Raw genomic sequence first — 14,945 nt, 5'->3', positions numbered from 1 at the left:
CGCATCATCAATTTGAGTTAATTTCGGCGCTGCGAAAGCTGCGCCGACGTTTCTTCGTGCGCGATAGCCAGTTTCAGGGATGGAGTATTGGCCTTTGCGAGTGGGTCATTGCAGCTCGATAATGAGGCGAAAACGCCAGTTTTAACTTCACCCTTGTAGACCGTCCTGCCCACCCCCATATTGGGGCGACTGACGCGTGAAGGAATCCAACTTGAGCGAACTTCTCAACCGCCGCCTGGCTCTGCTCGGCGAGCGCGCTAACCTCTCTCTGCTCGAACAGTGTCTTCACGGCATCGAACGTGAATGCCTGCGCGTGACGGGCGAAGGTCGCCTGGCGCAAACGCCGCACCCTGAAAGCCTGGGTTCCGCGCTGACCAACGAACAGATCACCACCGACTATTCCGAGTCGCTGCTGGAGTTCATCACGCCTGCACTGCCGGACCCTGCGGACACGCTGGCGAGCCTGGACAAGATTCACCGTTTTGCCTACAGCAAGCTCGGCAACGAGTACCTGTGGAGTCCGTCGATGCCGTGCCCGCTGCCGGCCGAGGAAGATATCCCGATCGCCTACTACGGCACCTCCAACATCGGTCAGCTCAAGTACGTCTACCGCAAAGGCCTGGCCCTGCGTTACGGCAAGACCATGCAATGCATCGCCGGGATTCACTACAACTTTTCCCTGCCGGAAAAGCTCTGGCCGCTGCTCAAAGAGGCTGAAGGCTTTGTCGGCACCGACCGCGACTATCAGTCGGCGGCCTATATCGCGCTGATCCGCAACTTCCGCCGCTACAGCTGGCTGCTGATGTACCTGTTCGGCTCTTCGCCAGCGCTGGACGCCGGCTTCCTGCGCGGTCGCTCCCATCAGCTGGAGCAATTTGACGCCGAAACCCTGTACCTGCCGTACGCCACCAGCCTGCGCATGAGCGACCTGGGTTACCAGAGCAACGCGCAAGCCGGACTGACACCGTGCTACAACGACCTGAACAGCTACACCGACAGCCTGCGCAAAGCAGTGGCCACGCCGTACCCGCCGTACGTCGAAATCGGCACGCACCAGGACGGTGAGTGGGTTCAGCTCAACACCAACATCCTGCAGATCGAAAACGAGTACTACTCCAACATCCGCCCGAAACGCGTGACCTACACCGGCGAGCGGCCGATCCAGGCGCTGATGGCCCGTGGCATTCAGTACGTTGAAGTGCGCCTGTTGGACATCAACCCGTTCATGCCGATGGGTATCGACTTGCCAGAGGCACGTTTCCTCGACGCATTCCTGCTGTATTGCGCGCTGAACGACAGCCCGCTGCTGACCGCCACCACCTGCGGCAACGCCACCTCGAACTTCCTCAGCGTGGTCAAGGAAGGTCGTCGTCCGGGCCTGCAATTGCAACGCGATGGTCAGTCGGTGGACATGAAAGAGTGGGCCTTGGAGCTGCTGGAAAAAATCGCCCCGCTGGCCGCGCTGCTCGATCAGAGCCACGGCGGCGACGCCCACAGCAAAGCCCTCGACGCACAACTGGCGAAAATCCAGAACCCTTCCCTGACCCCTTCCGCGCAAGTACTGGCAGCGATGACCGAGCACAAGGAAAGCTTCGCCCAGTTCTCCCTGCGCCAGAGTCAGGCCCACGCCGAGTTCTTCCGCAGCGAGCCGCTGCCTGCCGAAGAGCAGGCGCGCTTTGAAGAGCTGGCGCGCTCGTCGCTGGCCCAGCAAACTGAGCTTGAGCAGAACGAAGTCGGCGATTTCGACGTGTTTGTCGGGTCGTACCAGGCGAGCATTCTGGCGATCAGTAACTAGATATACACCTCTGTGGCGAGGGAGCTTGCTCCCGCTGGAGTCCGAAGGACTCCCAATTCCAGCGATGGTGTTTTACCTGATAAAACCCGTCGCTGATTTTGCGTCTGCTTCGCAGACGAGCGGGAGCAAGCTCCCTCGCCACAATGCTGTACACAGCTCGCTGTCAGGTTTTTCCGCTCATAAGCTCATTCGAAAAAGTTATTTATTTTCGAATTCTTAGATCATTTAGTCTCATCACTCGCCGAAACCCCGGCCGCCTGATGAGGACTTTCATGATGAAACTGCACTTCCCCCTACGCCTCCTGGCGGCCGCTTCCCTGGCTGCAGCGAGCTTTTTCGCCCAAGCGGCTGATGTCACCGTCGCCTACCAGACCACCGTCGACCCAGCCAAAGTCGCCCAGGCTGACGGCAGTTACGAAACCGCCACCCACGCCAAAATCGACTGGCGTAAGTTCGACAACGGTGCCGACATCATCGCTGCCATCGCCTCGGGCGACGTGCAGATCGGCTACCTCGGCTCCAGCCCGCTGACGGCTGCAATCACCCGCAAGGTTCCGGTCGAAACCTTCCTCATCGCCACTCAGATCGGCGCCGCCGAAGCACTGGTGGCCCGTGACGGTTCCGGGATCAAGACCCCGCAGGACCTGATCGGCAAGAAAATCGCCGTGCCATTCGTTTCCACCGGTCACTACAGCCTGCTGGCCGCGCTCAAGCACTGGAACATCGACCCGTCGAAAGTCCAGATCCTCAACCTCGCGCCGCCGGCAATCATTGCCGCGTGGAAACGCGGCGACATCGACGCGACCTACGTGTGGGACCCGGCGCTGGGTGTTGCCAAGGAAAACGGCAACGTGCTGATCACTTCCGGCGAACTGGCCAAGTTCGGCGCGCCGACCTTCGATGCGTGGATCGTGCGCAAGGATTTCGCCGAGAAGCATCCGGAAATCGTCAGTGCCTTCGCCAAAGTCACCCTCGACGCCTACGCCCGCTACCGCAAAGACCCGCAAGCCTGGCTGGCGGATAAGGGCAATGTCGACAAACTGGTGAAACTCTCCGGTGCCAAGGCCAGCGACATTCCGTTGCTGCTGCAAGGCAACGTCTACCCGCTGGCGGCTGATCAGGTGATCACCCTCGGCGCGCCGACCACCAAGGCCATCACCGACACCGCGGCGTTCCTCAAGGAACAAGGCAAGGTCGAGGCTGTGCTGCCGGACTACGCCCCTTACGTCAGCGCCAAGTACATCACTAATTGATCGGGAGTTGACCGCGATGGCCTTGCTTCAGCTGGAGCGCATCAGCGCACAGTACCCTGGTAACCCGGAACCGGTGCTGGCGGATATTTCCTTAAGCCTTGGGCCCCAGCAATTGCTGGTCGCCCTCGGCCCGTCCGGCAGCGGCAAGACCTCGCTGTTGAACCTGATTGCCGGGTTTGTCGAACCCAGCGCCGGACGCATCACCCTTGACGGCGTGCCGGTCAAAGGTCCGAGCGCCGAGCGTGGCGTGGTGTTCCAGGACGACGCGCTGCTGCCCTGGCAGGACGTGTTGGCCAACGTCGGTTTCGGTCTGGAACTGGCCGGCGTGCCGCGTGATAAACGCGAAGTCCGCGCCCGGGAAATGCTCGCGCTGGTCGACCTCGCAGGCTTTGATGCGCGCCGCATCTGGCAGCTCTCAGGTGGTCAGAAACAACGTGTCGGCCTGGCCCGCGCACTCGCTGCCGACCCACGCGTGCTGCTGATGGACGAACCCTTCGGCGCCCTCGACGCGTTCACCCGCGAACAGATGCAGGAACTGTTGCTGCAAGTCTGGCGACGCACCGCCAAACCGGTGTTCCTGATTACCCATGACATTGAAGAAGCAGTATTCCTGGCCACGGATCTGATTCTGTTGGCGCCCAACCCTGGGCAAATCGTCGAGCGCCTGCAGCTGGATTTCGGTCAGCGTTACGCCGCTGGCGAATCGGCTCGTGCGATCAAATCCGACCCACGCTTTATCGAAACCCGCGAACACGTACTCGCCCGTGTGTTCTCCCAACGCAGCGCCGCCCAGCGGCAGGAGCGCGCATGAGCAGTTATGAAATCCCGGCCACGACGGCCAGCCCCACCAGCCCATCGACGCTGATTCCGCTGCGTCGCAGCCTCGGCACACGCTGGATCAGCGTACTGACGCTGATCGCTTTGCTCGCGGTTTGGTGGGCTGTTACCGCCAGTGGTCTGATCGAGCCGTTGTTCCTGCCACCGCCGGCGGCTGTCCTGCAAAAAGGCTGGTTGCTGGCGACCACGGGCTATATGGACTCGACCCTCTGGCAACATCTGGGCGCAAGCCTCAGCCGGATTGGTCTGGGCCTGGGCTTTGCAGTCCTGACCGCCGTGCCGGTCGGTATCGCCATTGGTCACAACCGCATCGCACGCGGCGTTCTCGACCCGCTGATCGAGTTCTACCGGCCGATACCACCGTTGGCCTATCTGCCGTTGATCGTGATCTGGTGCGGCATTGGTGAGCTGTCCAAGGTGTTGCTGATCTATCTGGCGATCTTCGCCCCGATCGCCATCGCCACCGCGACCGGTGTGCGCACCGTCGACCCGGCCAAGTTGCGCGCGGCGCAGTCGTTAGGCGCGACCCGGGCCCAGCTGATTCGCCATGTGATTTTGCCGAGCGCGTTGCCGGACATTCTGACCGGCGTGCGTATTGGCTTGGGCGTGGGTTGGTCGACGCTGGTGGCTGCCGAGTTGATCGCCGCCACCAGCGGCCTGGGCTTCATGGTGCAGTCGGCCGCGCAATTTCTGGTCACCGATGTGGTGGTGCTGGGGATTCTGGTGATCGCGCTGATCGCCTTCGCCATGGAAATGGGCCTGCGAGCGCTGCAACGCAAACTGGTGCCGTGGCATGGCCAGGCGCATTGAGACGTTTTTTAAGCACTGACTACGCCGACAGTTCGGCGCCCGAATTGAAGAGAAAGCCATGAGCAGCCTGACCGTCACCCCACTCAGCACCGCCCTCGGCGCGCAGATCAGCGGCGTCGATATCTCCCAGCCGCTGAACCTCGAACAGCGCGATGCGATCGAGCAGGCACTGCTCAAGCACCAAGTGCTGTTCTTCCGCGAGCAGCCGATCAACCCGCAACAGCAGGCACGCTTCGCGACGAACTTCGGCGACCTGCATATTCACCCGATCTACCCGAATGTACCGGAACAGCCAGAAGTGTTGATCCTCGACACCGCTCATACCGATGTGCGTGACAACGCCGTGTGGCACACCGACGTGACCTTCCTGCCGACCCCGGCCCTTGGCGCGGTGCTCAGCGCCAAGCTGTTGCCGGAGTTTGGGGGCGACACCTTGTGGGCCAGCGGTATTGCGGCGTACGAAACCCTGTCGACGCCTCTGCAAAACCTGCTGCAAGGCCTGACCGCGACCCACGATTTCGTCAAATCCTTCCCGCTGGAGCGCTTTGGCACCACGCCTGAAGCCTTGGTTCAGTGGGAGGCCGCCCGCAAGAAAAATCCACCGCTGTCGCATCCGGTGATCCGCACGCACCCGGTGAGCGGGCGCAAGTCGTTGTTCGTCAATGAAGGCTTCACGACGAAGATCAATGAGCTCTCGGAAACCGAAAGCGAAGCGATTCTGAAGCTGCTGTTCGCCCATGCTACCCGGCCGGAATTTACCATTCGCTGGCGCTGGCAGGAAAACGACGTGGCGTTCTGGGATAACCGCGTGACCCAGCATTTCGCGGTGGACGATTACCGACCGGCACGGCGAGTGATGCACCGGGCGACAGTGTTGGGGGATGTGCCGTTTTTCCGCTGAGATGATCATTCCCACGTGGGGCGTGGGAATGATCATTACGGGGTTATTCCGCCGTCGAAGGCTTCTCCCACAAATTGATCCCGCCCTCCTGGGCAAACCGGTCAATCTCTGCCAGTTCCTCAACGCTGAAGCTCAAGTTTTTCAACGCCCCGACGTTCTCGATAATCTGCTCTGGTCGGCTCGCACCTATCAGCGCTGAGGTCACACGCGGGTCGCGCAGTGTCCAGGCCAGGGCCATTTGCGCCAGGCTTTGGCCACGGCGCTTGGCGATTTCGTTGAGGGCGCGCACCAGGGCGATGTTGGCATCGGACAGGTGCGAGGCTTGCAACGAGTCACCGCCCGGACGATTGACCCGTGCATCTTTGGGTACGCCGTTGAGGTACTTGTCGGTCAACAACCCCTGAGCCAACGGCGTGAAGGCAATCACACCCGCGCCGAGTTCATCGGTGGCGTCCAGCAGATCCTTTTCCACCCAACGGTTGAGCAGGTTATAGGCCGGCTGGTGGATCAACAGCGGGACCTTCCACTCTTTCAGCAGTGCAGCCATTTCGCGGGTTTTCGCCCCGGAATACGACGAGATACCGATGTACAGCGCCTTGCCCTGCTGCACGGCGGTGGCCAGCGCACTAGCGGTTTCTTCCAGCGGAGTGTCCGGGTCGAAGCGGTGGGAGTAGAAAATATCCACATAGTCGACGCCCAAGCGTTGCAGGCTCTGGTCGAGGCTGGCCAGCACGTATTTGCGCGAGCCACCGCCCTGGCCGTAAGGGCCAGGCCACATGTCCCAACCGGCCTTGCTGGAGATGATCAACTCGTCGCGGTAAGACTTGAAGTCTTCGCGCAGCAAACGGCCGAAATTGATCTCGGCACTGCCGTACGGCGGGCCGTAGTTGTTGGCCAGGTCGAAGTGATTGATACCCAGGTCGAAGGCAGTACGCAGCAAGGATCGCTGGGTATCGATCGGCGTGCTGTCGCCGAAGTTGTGCCACAAGCCCAGCGACAGTGCCGGCAGCACCAGCCCGCTGCGACCGACGCGGCGGTAAGGAATGGAGTCGTAACGATCAGCAGCAGCGGTGTAAGTCATCGAGCCCTCTCTTGTTATGAGCGACGAAGTCGTCAGCGTTGCCCAGCATACGCTCAGGCAACGCATTCAAAACGGGGAGTTCGACTAAATGCTGAAACGTTTCATACAGTTCTTGATTTTGTCCTTACGCCGACAGTTCGCGCAGGGCCGCTGCTGCCAGAAACCCGGATCTTGAGTTGTACCGTTGATCGCGTCTGACCGTCTGATCAATGCGCTCCAGCAACTGCTCTGGCAACGTTGCATTGAAACGCACGGACTTGCCGAAATACGGCGTCACATCAAACTCGACCACTGCCCAAACACCTCCCGCGTAATCCGGGTTTTCGAAGTGCTCGTCGATCTCGCGCACCTGCGGCAATGGATCGCCATCAGCGACCAGTCCTTCGTAATGCAACGCCAGCGCTTCTTTAACGTTTTCGAGCGCCTGCGCCACCGTTCCACCTGCTGAGAAACAACCCGCAACGTCGGGGATGATCACGCCGTAATCTGAGCCGGCATCCTTGTGCAGTACGACTGGGAATTTCATGGGGATAGGCCCTTCCAATCCGCCCCCATCGGGGCGTTGATCGATATTCTCCAGGCTCATTTCAAGCCCGCCTGTTTCAAAATGCTGTTGATTGTTCCCTTTGTCGTCAGCATCTGCTGCGACTTTACCCGGCAAAGGGACACCCCAATACACACCATACACACTCGGTTAAATATTAGCCCATCGCAAACACCCGAACTCGTGGCGACATGTGTCGGTTGTGCGGGCAGAACATCGACACCGGCATTGGAGGTGCCCGCCAGTGGGTTGGTTTAAGCGCCATTCTGCTGAACGCCGCCTATGCTCGGTATGACAAATACCGACTCAGGAGCACACTTCATGCACACCACGATCATCATCACCTTCGGCCTGGTCTTGCTGGCGCTGATGCTGTTCATCGGTGAAAAGCTCGGCTTCAGCCGCCAGACCCTGACCTACAGTTTCGTCGTCCTGTGGCTGGCGCTGACGGTGATCAACGGCGCTATCGGCATGATCACCGCCGGGCAACCGCTAATCTCCGAATTGATGGTGGGCTTCATGGTGTTCAGCGTACCGGTGGCCGCTCTGGTGTTGTTCATGACCTTGAACATCGCCTGAGCACCACCGGCCTCGATCAGCGCACCAGATGCAGGAACTGCATGTGTCGCTCGTACTGATCGAGGATGTCGTTGATGATTTGCTCCTTGGTGTAGCCCACCAGATCGTAATCCTGACTGCCTTCGCTCAGGTGCACTTCAGCCCGGTAGTAGCGACGGTTGTTGAGCTCTTTGGAGCCCATCCCGCCACGGGCGAAGGACGGTGTGAAGTAACCGCGCATTTGCGCCTGGTAGATGAACGGATGCTGCTCACCGTGACCAATTTCCAGGCTGACACTGTCGTTGGCCGGGTCCGGTTGGGTGACTACGTTCAAGCCTTTTTCAGCGAACACCGCCGTCACTTCTTCAATCGCCGGACGCACCGTCGTATCGAGAAAACGGTACACCTCGTCACGCGACGGAAAGTGCACAGCCTGACTCAGACGCTGACGCCAGCCACCCTTACCGCGCCGTGACGATGCCGAGACTGGAGCCAAGGAATGCAGCTGGGCGATCTGCTTCTGCGATTCGAGGTAGAACGCCTTGTGCAGCCCCCACATCATCAGCAACAGAATCAGCGAGAACGGCAACGAGGTCAGTACCACCGCTGACTTCAACGAATCGATGCTGCCGGCAAACAATAATGCACTGGTGACCAGCGCGGTCATCGCGCCCCAGAACACCCGCAACCATTTCGGCCCGTCTTCATCGGCGTTACCGCCCTTGGCCGACAGCGTCGAGAGCACCACGGTGCCGGAGTCGGCCGAGGTGACGAAGAACACGAAGCTGATGAACACCGTAACGGCGATCACCGTTTTACTCCATGGGTAGGTTTCCAGCAGCAAGTAGAGGGTCATCGACGGGTTCTCGATGGCCGACAGGCCAAGGGCACTCATGCCGTGGTTGAGTACCTGGTCGATGGCGCTGTTACCGAAGATCGACATCCACGCCAGGGTGAAGCCGAGCGGAATCAACAGCACACCGAAGACGAATTCACGGATGGTCCGGCCACGGGAAATACGTGCGATGAACAGGCCCACGAACGGCGACCACGCGATCCACCAGGCCCAGTAGAACACCGTCCAGCCGCCCAGCCAGTCGCTGGGTTTGTCATAGGCATAAAGGTCGAAACTCTTCATCGGCAAGGCGCCGAGGTAATCGCCGAGGTTCTGGATCAGAGTATTGAGCAGGTGCTGGGTAGGGCCGGCGAACAACACGAACAGCAACAGCGCACAGGCCAGCAGCATGTTGATGTCGGACATCACCCGCACGCCTTTATCGACGCCGGCGACGGCAACGATGATCGCCGCGCCCATCATCAGCGTGATCAGGCCGACCTGAATCCACTGGGTGTGGGCAATGCCGAACAAGTAGTCGAGGCCGGAGTTGAGGTGCAACACGCCGAAACCCATGTCAGCGCCCAGACCGAACACCGTGGCGATGATGCCGAAGCCATCCACCGCGTAACCGATCGGGCCGTTGATGCGTTTGCCGATCAGCGGATAAAGCGCCGAGCGCAGGGCCAGCGGCAGGTTATGCCGATAGGCGAAATAGGCCAGCGCCATGCCGACAAACGCGAACACGCCCCAGCCGTGGAGGCCCCAATGCAGAAACAGCACCTGCATCGCCTGGCGTGCCGCATCGGCCGTGCCGGCCTCGCCCTGCGGCGGTTGCAGCATGTGCGTCAGCGGTTCAGAGACGCAGAAGAAAAACAGCGTGATGCTGATCCCGGCGGCGAACAACATGCCGGCCCAGGACAGGTAACTGAATTCGGGCTCGTCGTGGTCGGCACCGAGCTTGATCTTGCCGTAGCCGGACAAGGCGGTGACCACCACGAAGACCAGATACAGGGTCATCGCCAGCATGTAGTACCAGCCGACCGTGTTGGCCGCCCAGTTTTGCGCCGCCAGCAACCAGGCGCCGGACTCTTGCGGGAAGGCGATGACCACTAGGCCGAACAGTAAAATGAAGGTCGCCGCGAAGTAGAACACCGGCGGATTCATGCGGATCTGGCCGCTTGGAGGGGTGAACGATGCACTCATGAAGCGTGCACCTCGAGGGGGTAAAACGTGGCTGTCAATAACGGACTCAGCAAAGGCTAGCCTCCTGTTGTGAGCGGGCAGCGAACCACCGGTTTAACTTGAATGAACGTTCAAGTTAAACATGGATAGGCTGTGAGGACTAATCGCGAGGTTCGGCGGTACGTCTGTGGCGAGGGAGCTTGCTCCCGCTGGGACGCGCAGCGGCCCTAAAAACATAGAAGCTGACGACTGCTTCGCCCGAACGCGGACCGGCCGACGGGAGCAAGCTCCCTCGCCACAAAAATGAGTGCCTTCACGCCAGCTCAAGGAGGGAATGGCTGGAACTATCATCAGCCTCAGGGCTTACTTCTGCGTCCCGTCATCATGCTGCAAGTTCGCCTGGGTCAAATTGCATCCGGCCGGTACGCTGCGAGTCAGCCAGACGTTACCGCCGATGGTCGAGCCCTTGCCGATGGTGATCCGTCCGAGGATGGTCGCGCCGGCATAGATCACCACGTCGTCTTCAACGATCGGATGGCGCGGATGGCCCTTCTGCAACTGGCCGTCTTCATCAGCCGGGAAGCGTTTGGCGCCGAGGGTCACGGCCTGGTAAATGCGTACCCGCTCGCCGATGATCGCGGTTTCGCCGATCACCACGCCCGTGCCGTGGTCGATGAAGAAGCTACGGCCGATCTGCGCGCCCGGGTGAATGTCGATGCCGGTGGCCGAGTGCGCGATTTCCGCGCTGATCCGCGCCAGCAATGGCAGCCCGGCGCGGTACAAATGGTGGGCCAGACGATGGTGAATCACCGCCAGAATCCCCGGATAGCACAGCAGCACTTCATCGACACTGCGTGCTGCCGGGTCACCGTGATACGCCGCCAGTACATCGGAATCCAACAGGCTGCGCAGACCTGGCAAGGCCAGGGCGAAATCCTGGATCAGGCTGATCGCCCGCGCCTCGACTTCGGTATCGACCCGGGCGCTTTGTCGCGCGACATAGCGCAGCTCCAACCGCGCCTGAGCCAGCAGCGCGTTCAGCGCCACATCCAGCGTATGCCCGACGTAAAAGTCTTCGCTCTCTTCACGCAGATCCACCGGGCCCAGGCGCATCGGGAACAGCGCACCGCACAATGCTTCGAGAATCTCCGCCATCGCCGCACGCGATGGCAGCTCACGCCCGCCCTGCTCGCCGCTGATACGACCGTTCTGCGCACGCCACTGGTCGCGGGCAGTGCGCAGTTGGCTGACGATGGTCTGTAATTGCCAATGGCTGGAACGCTGGCTCACGGTAAAACTCCTCACGTGCGGCGGCCGGACAGTAAGGCCGCCTGAACGGAGTTCACTTTACGGTATGCGCTCAAAGCGGAATTAAGAACGAATAGTGCTGTATTAAACACTTTTTGGCATAAGCGACATTGTCGGTTGCCCGAGCAAATCGGCCTGCCTATAGTCCAGTCATCTCCCACAACCCGTGCGGCCCCATGATCAAACAACAGCTGGCTCGTTTTAATCGTCTGGACCTTCTTGCCAATGCTACCGCGCTGGAAAAACTCGAACGCTTGTCGACCTGGCTAGGGCGTGATGTCTACGTCAAACGTGACGACCTGACACCGTTGGCCATGGGCGGCAACAAGCTGCGCAAACTCGAATACCTCGCCGCCGACGCGCTCGCGCAAGGTGCCGATACGCTGATCACCGCTGGCGCCATCCAGTCCAACCATGTGCGTCAGACGGCAGCGCTTGCCGCCAAACTGGGCCTGGGCTGCGTCGCCTTGCTGGAGAATCCGATCGGCACTGATGACAGTAATTACCTGGGCAACGGCAATCGCCTGCTGCTGGACTTGTTCGATGCCAAGGTCGAGCTGGTAGAGAACCTCGATAACGCCGACCAACAGTTACAAGCCCTGGCCGAGCGTCTGCGCAGTAACGGCAAAAAACCTTATCTGGTGCCGATTGGCGGCTCCAACGCCTTGGGCGCGCTGGGCTATGTACGAGCCGGACTGGAGCTGGCCGGGCAAATCGAGGACAGCGGCCTGGAGTTCGCCGCCGTGGTGCTGGCTTCGGGCAGCGCCGGGACTCACAGCGGTCTGGCGTTGGCGCTGAGCGAAGTACTGCCGGACTTGCCGGTGATCGGCGTCACCGTTTCGCGCAGCGACGAAGACCAGCGACCGAAAGTCCAGGGCCTGGCCGAGCGCACTGCCGAACTGCTGGGCGTGAACCTGCCGGCGAGTTTCAAGGTGCAATTGTGGGACGAGTATTTCGCTCCGCGTTACGGCGAGCCGAACGCTGGAACCCTCGCTGCCGTCAAGTTGCTGGCCAGCCAGGAAGGGCTGTTGCTCGACCCGGTCTACACCGGCAAGGCCATGGCCGGCTTGCTCGACGGTATCGGCCGGCAGCGCTTCAATGACGGCCCGATCATCTTCCTGCACACCGGAGGTGCGCCGGCGTTGTTTGCCTATAGCTCGGCGTTTTGAGCCAGCCGGAAAAAGATCTTCTGTGGTGAGGGAGCAAGCTCCCTCACCATAGGAATTACACGAAGCATTTATATTCCAATAAAGAATAACAAGCTGAATTTATATTATTTTCACATCTAAAAGCCTCGTCATATAGTCGCGCCGCAGGCGCAATTGCCGCGAGACGCATACGCTGCTTTTAGGGCACGATGTTGCAGCCGTTCAATTCTCGGTTTTGCCTGCTTCTCCAAAAAACGTCTTCATAAAAAAACACAGGGGCTTGTCATGAATTTTTCCGCATTTCGTCGAAATCTGCTGGTGGGCTCGCTGGGCCTGGTACTCGGTGCTGGCCTGTTGGGGCAAGCAGTGGCCGGTGAGCAGCTGCAAAAAATCAAGGAAGCTGGCGTGATCAACGTCGGCCTGGAAGGCACTTATCCACCGTTCAGTTTCGTCGATGCCAACGGCAAACTGGCCGGCTTCGAAGTGGAGTTCTCCGAAGCCCTGGCCAAAGAGCTGGGCGTGAAGGTCAAACTGCAACCGACCAAATGGGACGGCATCCTCGCGGCGCTGGAGTCCAAGCGCCTGGACGCAGTGATCAACCAGGTGACCATCTCCGAAGAGCGCAAGAAGAAGTATGACTTCTCCGAGCCTTACACCGTTTCCGGGATTCAGGCGCTGGTGCTGACGAAGAAGGTTGCGGAGCTGAACATCAAGACCGCCGCCGACCTGACCGGCAAGAAAGTCGGCGTAGGCCTGGGCACCAACTATGAGCAGTGGGTAAAGGCCAATGTGCCGGGTGCTGAAGTCCGCACCTACGAAGATGATCCGACCAAGTTCCAGGACCTGCGCGTTGGCCGCACCGACGTCATTCTGATCGACCGCCTCGCCGCGCTGGAATACGCCAAGAAGGCCAAGGACACCACCGCCGCTGGCGAAGCGTTCTCCCGTCAGGAAGCCGGCATTGCCCTGCGCAAAGGCGAGCCTGAGCTGCTGGCTGCGGTGAACAAGGCCATCGACAAGCTGCGTGCCGACGGTACGCTGAAAAAGCTTTCGGAAAAATACTTCAGCGCTGACGTCACCCAATAATGGAAGAAGCTTTCCAACTCGCACTGGACTCCGCGCCCTTTTTGCTCAAGGGCGCGTATTTCACGGTCATCCTCAGCCTGGGCGGGATGTTCTTTGGTCTGTTGCTGGGGTTTAGCCTGGCCTTGATGCGCTTGTCGCGCTTCAAGCTGGTGAGCTGGATCGCCCGCATCTATGTGTCGTTCTTTCGCGGCACGCCGTTGCTGGTGCAACTGTTCGTGATCTATTACGGCTTGCCGCAATTGGGTATCGAACTTGATCCGCTGCCAGCGGCCTTGATCGGCTTCTCGCTGAACATGGCTGCCTACGCCTGCGAAATCCTCCGTGCCGCGATCAGTTCCATCGAACGCGGCCAGTGGGAAGCCGCTGCCAGTATCGGCATGACCCGCGCGCAAACCCTGCGCCGGGCCATCCTGCCGCAAGCTGCGCGAACGGCGTTGCCGCCACTGGGCAACAGCTTCATTTCGCTGGTCAAGGACACCGCGCTGGCGGCGACCATTCAGGTGCCGGAACTGTTCCGTCAGGCACAGCTGATCACCGCCCGTACCTTCGAAATTTTTACCATGTATCTTGCCGCCGCACTGATCTACTGGGTGCTTGCAACGGTGCTCTCGCACCTGCAAAACCAGTTGGAAGAGCGGGTCAATCGGCACGACCAGGAGTCCTGACCCCATGATTGTCGTGGAAAAACTGACAAAGCAGTTCAAGGGTCAAGTGGTGCTCAATGGCATCGATCTGAAGGTTGAAGAAGGCGAGGTGGTGGCAATCATCGGCCCTAGCGGCTCGGGCAAGACCACCTTCCTGCGTTGCCTGAACTTTCTTGAAGAACCCACCAGCGGCCGGATCAAGGTCGGCGACATCGAGATCGATGGCAGCCGCCCGCTGAACCAGCAGCAGAGCCTGGTGCGCCGGTTGCGCCAGCATGTCGGTTTCGTGTTTCAGAACTTCAATCTGTTCCCTCATCGCACGGCCCTGGAAAACGTCATCGAAGGCCCTTTGGTGGTGAAGAAAATGCCAAAGGACCAAGCATTGGCGCTGGGTCGAAAACTGCTGGCCAAGGTCGGCCTGGCAGGCAAGGAAGACGCCTATCCGCGCAGGCTGTCCGGTGGGCAGCAACAGCGCGTGGCAATCGCCCGGGCGCTGGCCATGGAGCCGGAAGTGATTCTCTTCGACGAACCAACCTCGGCGCTCGATCCGGAACTGGTCGGCGAAGTGCTGGCGGCCATTCGCAGTCTGGCCGAAGAAAAACGCACGATGGTCATCGTTACCCACGAAATGAGTTTTGCTCGTGATGTGGCGAACCGGGTGGTGTTTTTCGACAAGGGCGTCATTGTCGAACAAGGTGAAGCAAAGGCATTGTTTGCCAATCCAAAAGAAGAACGAACCCGACAATTCCTCAACAAGTTCCTCAACTCCCGAAGTTAACAATCACCATCAAAAATAGAGTAAGCACTGTCAACTTCCACGGAAGGAAGTGACATTTATCACACCACTTGACTCGTCTCACCCGCCTCCCGCCGATTTCCGTAATTAATTAATCACCCCAGTCGAAAGCGGTATATAGATACCTCCTGCAACATCCTCCCGCCACGTAACCTCCAACACAC

Annotated in this window: 14 protein-coding genes; 10 read left to right on the top strand and 4 right to left on the bottom strand. The window is 59.9% G+C overall.

The window, feature by feature from the left end; translation table 11 throughout:
• Positions 1-211: 211 nt before the first annotated feature.
• The 5 genes from gshA (at position 212) to tauD (ending at position 5,596) form a co-directional block, all read left to right on the top strand.
• Positions 212-1,795, top strand: a complete 1,584-nt coding sequence (gene gshA, locus AABM55_RS01135; protein ID WP_054595092.1) for a glutamate--cysteine ligase — start codon at positions 212-214, stop codon at positions 1,793-1,795.
• Positions 1,796-2,070: 275 nt separating this feature from the next.
• Positions 2,071-3,048 carry a taurine ABC transporter substrate-binding protein gene (tauA, locus tag AABM55_RS01130; protein ID WP_054598215.1) on the top strand — a complete coding sequence of 326 codons (978 nt, stop codon included), beginning with the start codon at positions 2,071-2,073 and terminating at the stop codon, positions 3,046-3,048.
• 16 nt (positions 3,049-3,064) lie between these two features.
• Positions 3,065-3,859 carry a taurine ABC transporter ATP-binding subunit gene (tauB, locus tag AABM55_RS01125; protein WP_347928593.1) on the top strand — a complete coding sequence of 265 codons (795 nt, stop codon included), beginning with the start codon at positions 3,065-3,067 and terminating at the stop codon, positions 3,857-3,859.
• Positions 3,856-4,695, top strand: coding sequence for a taurine ABC transporter permease TauC (gene tauC, locus AABM55_RS01120; protein ID WP_347928592.1), 840 nt, complete (start codon positions 3,856-3,858; stop codon positions 4,693-4,695). The genes tauB and tauC overlap by 4 nt, the downstream gene beginning before the upstream one ends.
• A 58-nt stretch (positions 4,696-4,753) precedes the next feature.
• A complete protein-coding gene (gene tauD, locus AABM55_RS01115) occupies positions 4,754-5,596 on the top strand; it encodes a taurine dioxygenase (protein WP_347928591.1) in 843 nt (280 codons plus the stop codon).
• 43 nt (positions 5,597-5,639) lie between these two features.
• Here the strand turns inward: tauD and mgrA are convergent, their stop codons facing one another.
• A complete protein-coding gene (gene mgrA, locus AABM55_RS01110) occupies positions 5,640-6,677 on the bottom strand; it encodes an L-glyceraldehyde 3-phosphate reductase (protein ID WP_347928590.1) in 1,038 nt (345 codons plus the stop codon).
• 124 nt (positions 6,678-6,801) lie between these two features.
• Entirely contained in the window at positions 6,802-7,203 is a 402-nt protein-coding gene (locus AABM55_RS01105) for a type II toxin-antitoxin system HicB family antitoxin (protein WP_347929986.1), read from the bottom strand.
• A 339-nt stretch (positions 7,204-7,542) separates the two neighbouring features.
• On the opposite strand from AABM55_RS01105, the gene AABM55_RS01100 reads away from it, so the two are divergent.
• On the top strand, positions 7,543-7,800 hold the full coding sequence (locus tag AABM55_RS01100) for a hypothetical protein (RefSeq protein ID WP_054595087.1): 258 nt from the start codon (positions 7,543-7,545) through the stop codon (positions 7,798-7,800).
• A 16-nt stretch (positions 7,801-7,816) separates the two neighbouring features.
• On the opposite strand, the gene betT is transcribed toward AABM55_RS01100, so the two are convergent.
• Both betT and epsC read right to left on the bottom strand, forming a co-directional pair.
• Positions 7,817-9,781 (bottom strand): choline transporter BetT, encoded by a 1,965-nt coding sequence (gene betT, locus AABM55_RS01095; RefSeq protein ID WP_162491283.1) that lies wholly within the window; start codon positions 9,779-9,781, stop codon positions 7,817-7,819.
• A gap of 381 nt (positions 9,782-10,162) precedes the next feature.
• A complete protein-coding gene (epsC, locus tag AABM55_RS01090) occupies positions 10,163-11,089 on the bottom strand; it encodes a serine O-acetyltransferase EpsC (protein ID WP_019691211.1) in 927 nt (308 codons plus the stop codon).
• Between the two features lie 194 nt (positions 11,090-11,283).
• On the opposite strand from epsC, the gene AABM55_RS01085 reads away from it, so the two are divergent.
• From AABM55_RS01085 to tcyN, 4 genes are all read left to right on the top strand, one after another.
• Positions 11,284-12,276 carry a D-cysteine desulfhydrase gene (locus AABM55_RS01085; RefSeq protein ID WP_054595084.1) on the top strand — a complete coding sequence of 331 codons (993 nt, stop codon included), beginning with the start codon at positions 11,284-11,286 and terminating at the stop codon, positions 12,274-12,276.
• Between the two features lie 264 nt (positions 12,277-12,540).
• Positions 12,541-13,341, top strand: a complete 801-nt coding sequence (gene tcyJ / locus AABM55_RS01080; protein ID WP_054595083.1) for a cystine ABC transporter substrate-binding protein — start codon at positions 12,541-12,543, stop codon at positions 13,339-13,341.
• Positions 13,341-14,006 carry a cystine ABC transporter permease gene (gene tcyL, locus AABM55_RS01075; RefSeq protein WP_054595082.1) on the top strand — a complete coding sequence of 222 codons (666 nt, stop codon included), beginning with the start codon at positions 13,341-13,343 and terminating at the stop codon, positions 14,004-14,006. The genes tcyJ and tcyL overlap by 1 nt, the downstream gene beginning before the upstream one ends.
• 4 nt (positions 14,007-14,010) lie before the next feature.
• Positions 14,011-14,763: an L-cystine ABC transporter ATP-binding protein TcyN gene (gene tcyN, locus AABM55_RS01070; RefSeq protein WP_054595081.1), complete on the top strand. Its 753-nt coding sequence runs from the start codon at positions 14,011-14,013 to the stop codon at positions 14,761-14,763.
• Positions 14,764-14,945 lie beyond the last annotated feature (182 nt).

Source organism: Pseudomonas helvetica, assembly GCF_039908645.1.
GTDB classification, from domain to species: Bacteria; Pseudomonadota; Gammaproteobacteria; order Pseudomonadales; family Pseudomonadaceae; genus Aquipseudomonas; species Aquipseudomonas helvetica.
This window is presented reverse-complemented; position numbering and strand designations above follow the sequence as displayed.

Excerpts from the sequence above, each read along its gene's own strand:
- tauA (WP_054598215.1), top strand. The coding sequence starts at position 2,071 with ATGAAACTGCACTTCCCCCTACGCCTCCTGGCGGCCGCTTCCCTGGCT.
- tauB (WP_347928593.1), top strand. The coding sequence starts at position 3,065 with ATGGCCTTGCTTCAGCTGGAGCGCATCAGCGCACAGTACCCTGGTAAC.
- tauC (WP_347928592.1), top strand. The coding sequence starts at position 3,856 with ATGAGCAGTTATGAAATCCCGGCCACGACGGCCAGCCCCACCAGCCCA.
- tauD (WP_347928591.1), top strand. The coding sequence starts at position 4,754 with ATGAGCAGCCTGACCGTCACCCCACTCAGCACCGCCCTCGGCGCGCAG.
- mgrA (WP_347928590.1), bottom strand. The coding sequence starts at position 6,677 with ATGACTTACACCGCTGCTGCTGATCGTTACGACTCCATTCCTTACCGC.
- AABM55_RS01105 (WP_347929986.1), bottom strand. The coding sequence starts at position 7,203 with ATGAAATTCCCAGTCGTACTGCACAAGGATGCCGGCTCAGATTACGGC.
- AABM55_RS01100 (WP_054595087.1), top strand. The coding sequence starts at position 7,543 with ATGCACACCACGATCATCATCACCTTCGGCCTGGTCTTGCTGGCGCTG.
- betT (WP_162491283.1), bottom strand. The coding sequence starts at position 9,781 with ATGAATCCGCCGGTGTTCTACTTCGCGGCGACCTTCATTTTACTGTTC.
- AABM55_RS01085 (WP_054595084.1), top strand. The coding sequence starts at position 11,284 with ATGATCAAACAACAGCTGGCTCGTTTTAATCGTCTGGACCTTCTTGCC.
- tcyJ (WP_054595083.1), top strand. The coding sequence starts at position 12,541 with ATGAATTTTTCCGCATTTCGTCGAAATCTGCTGGTGGGCTCGCTGGGC.
- tcyL (WP_054595082.1), top strand. The coding sequence starts at position 13,341 with ATGGAAGAAGCTTTCCAACTCGCACTGGACTCCGCGCCCTTTTTGCTC.
- tcyN (WP_054595081.1), top strand. The coding sequence starts at position 14,011 with ATGATTGTCGTGGAAAAACTGACAAAGCAGTTCAAGGGTCAAGTGGTG.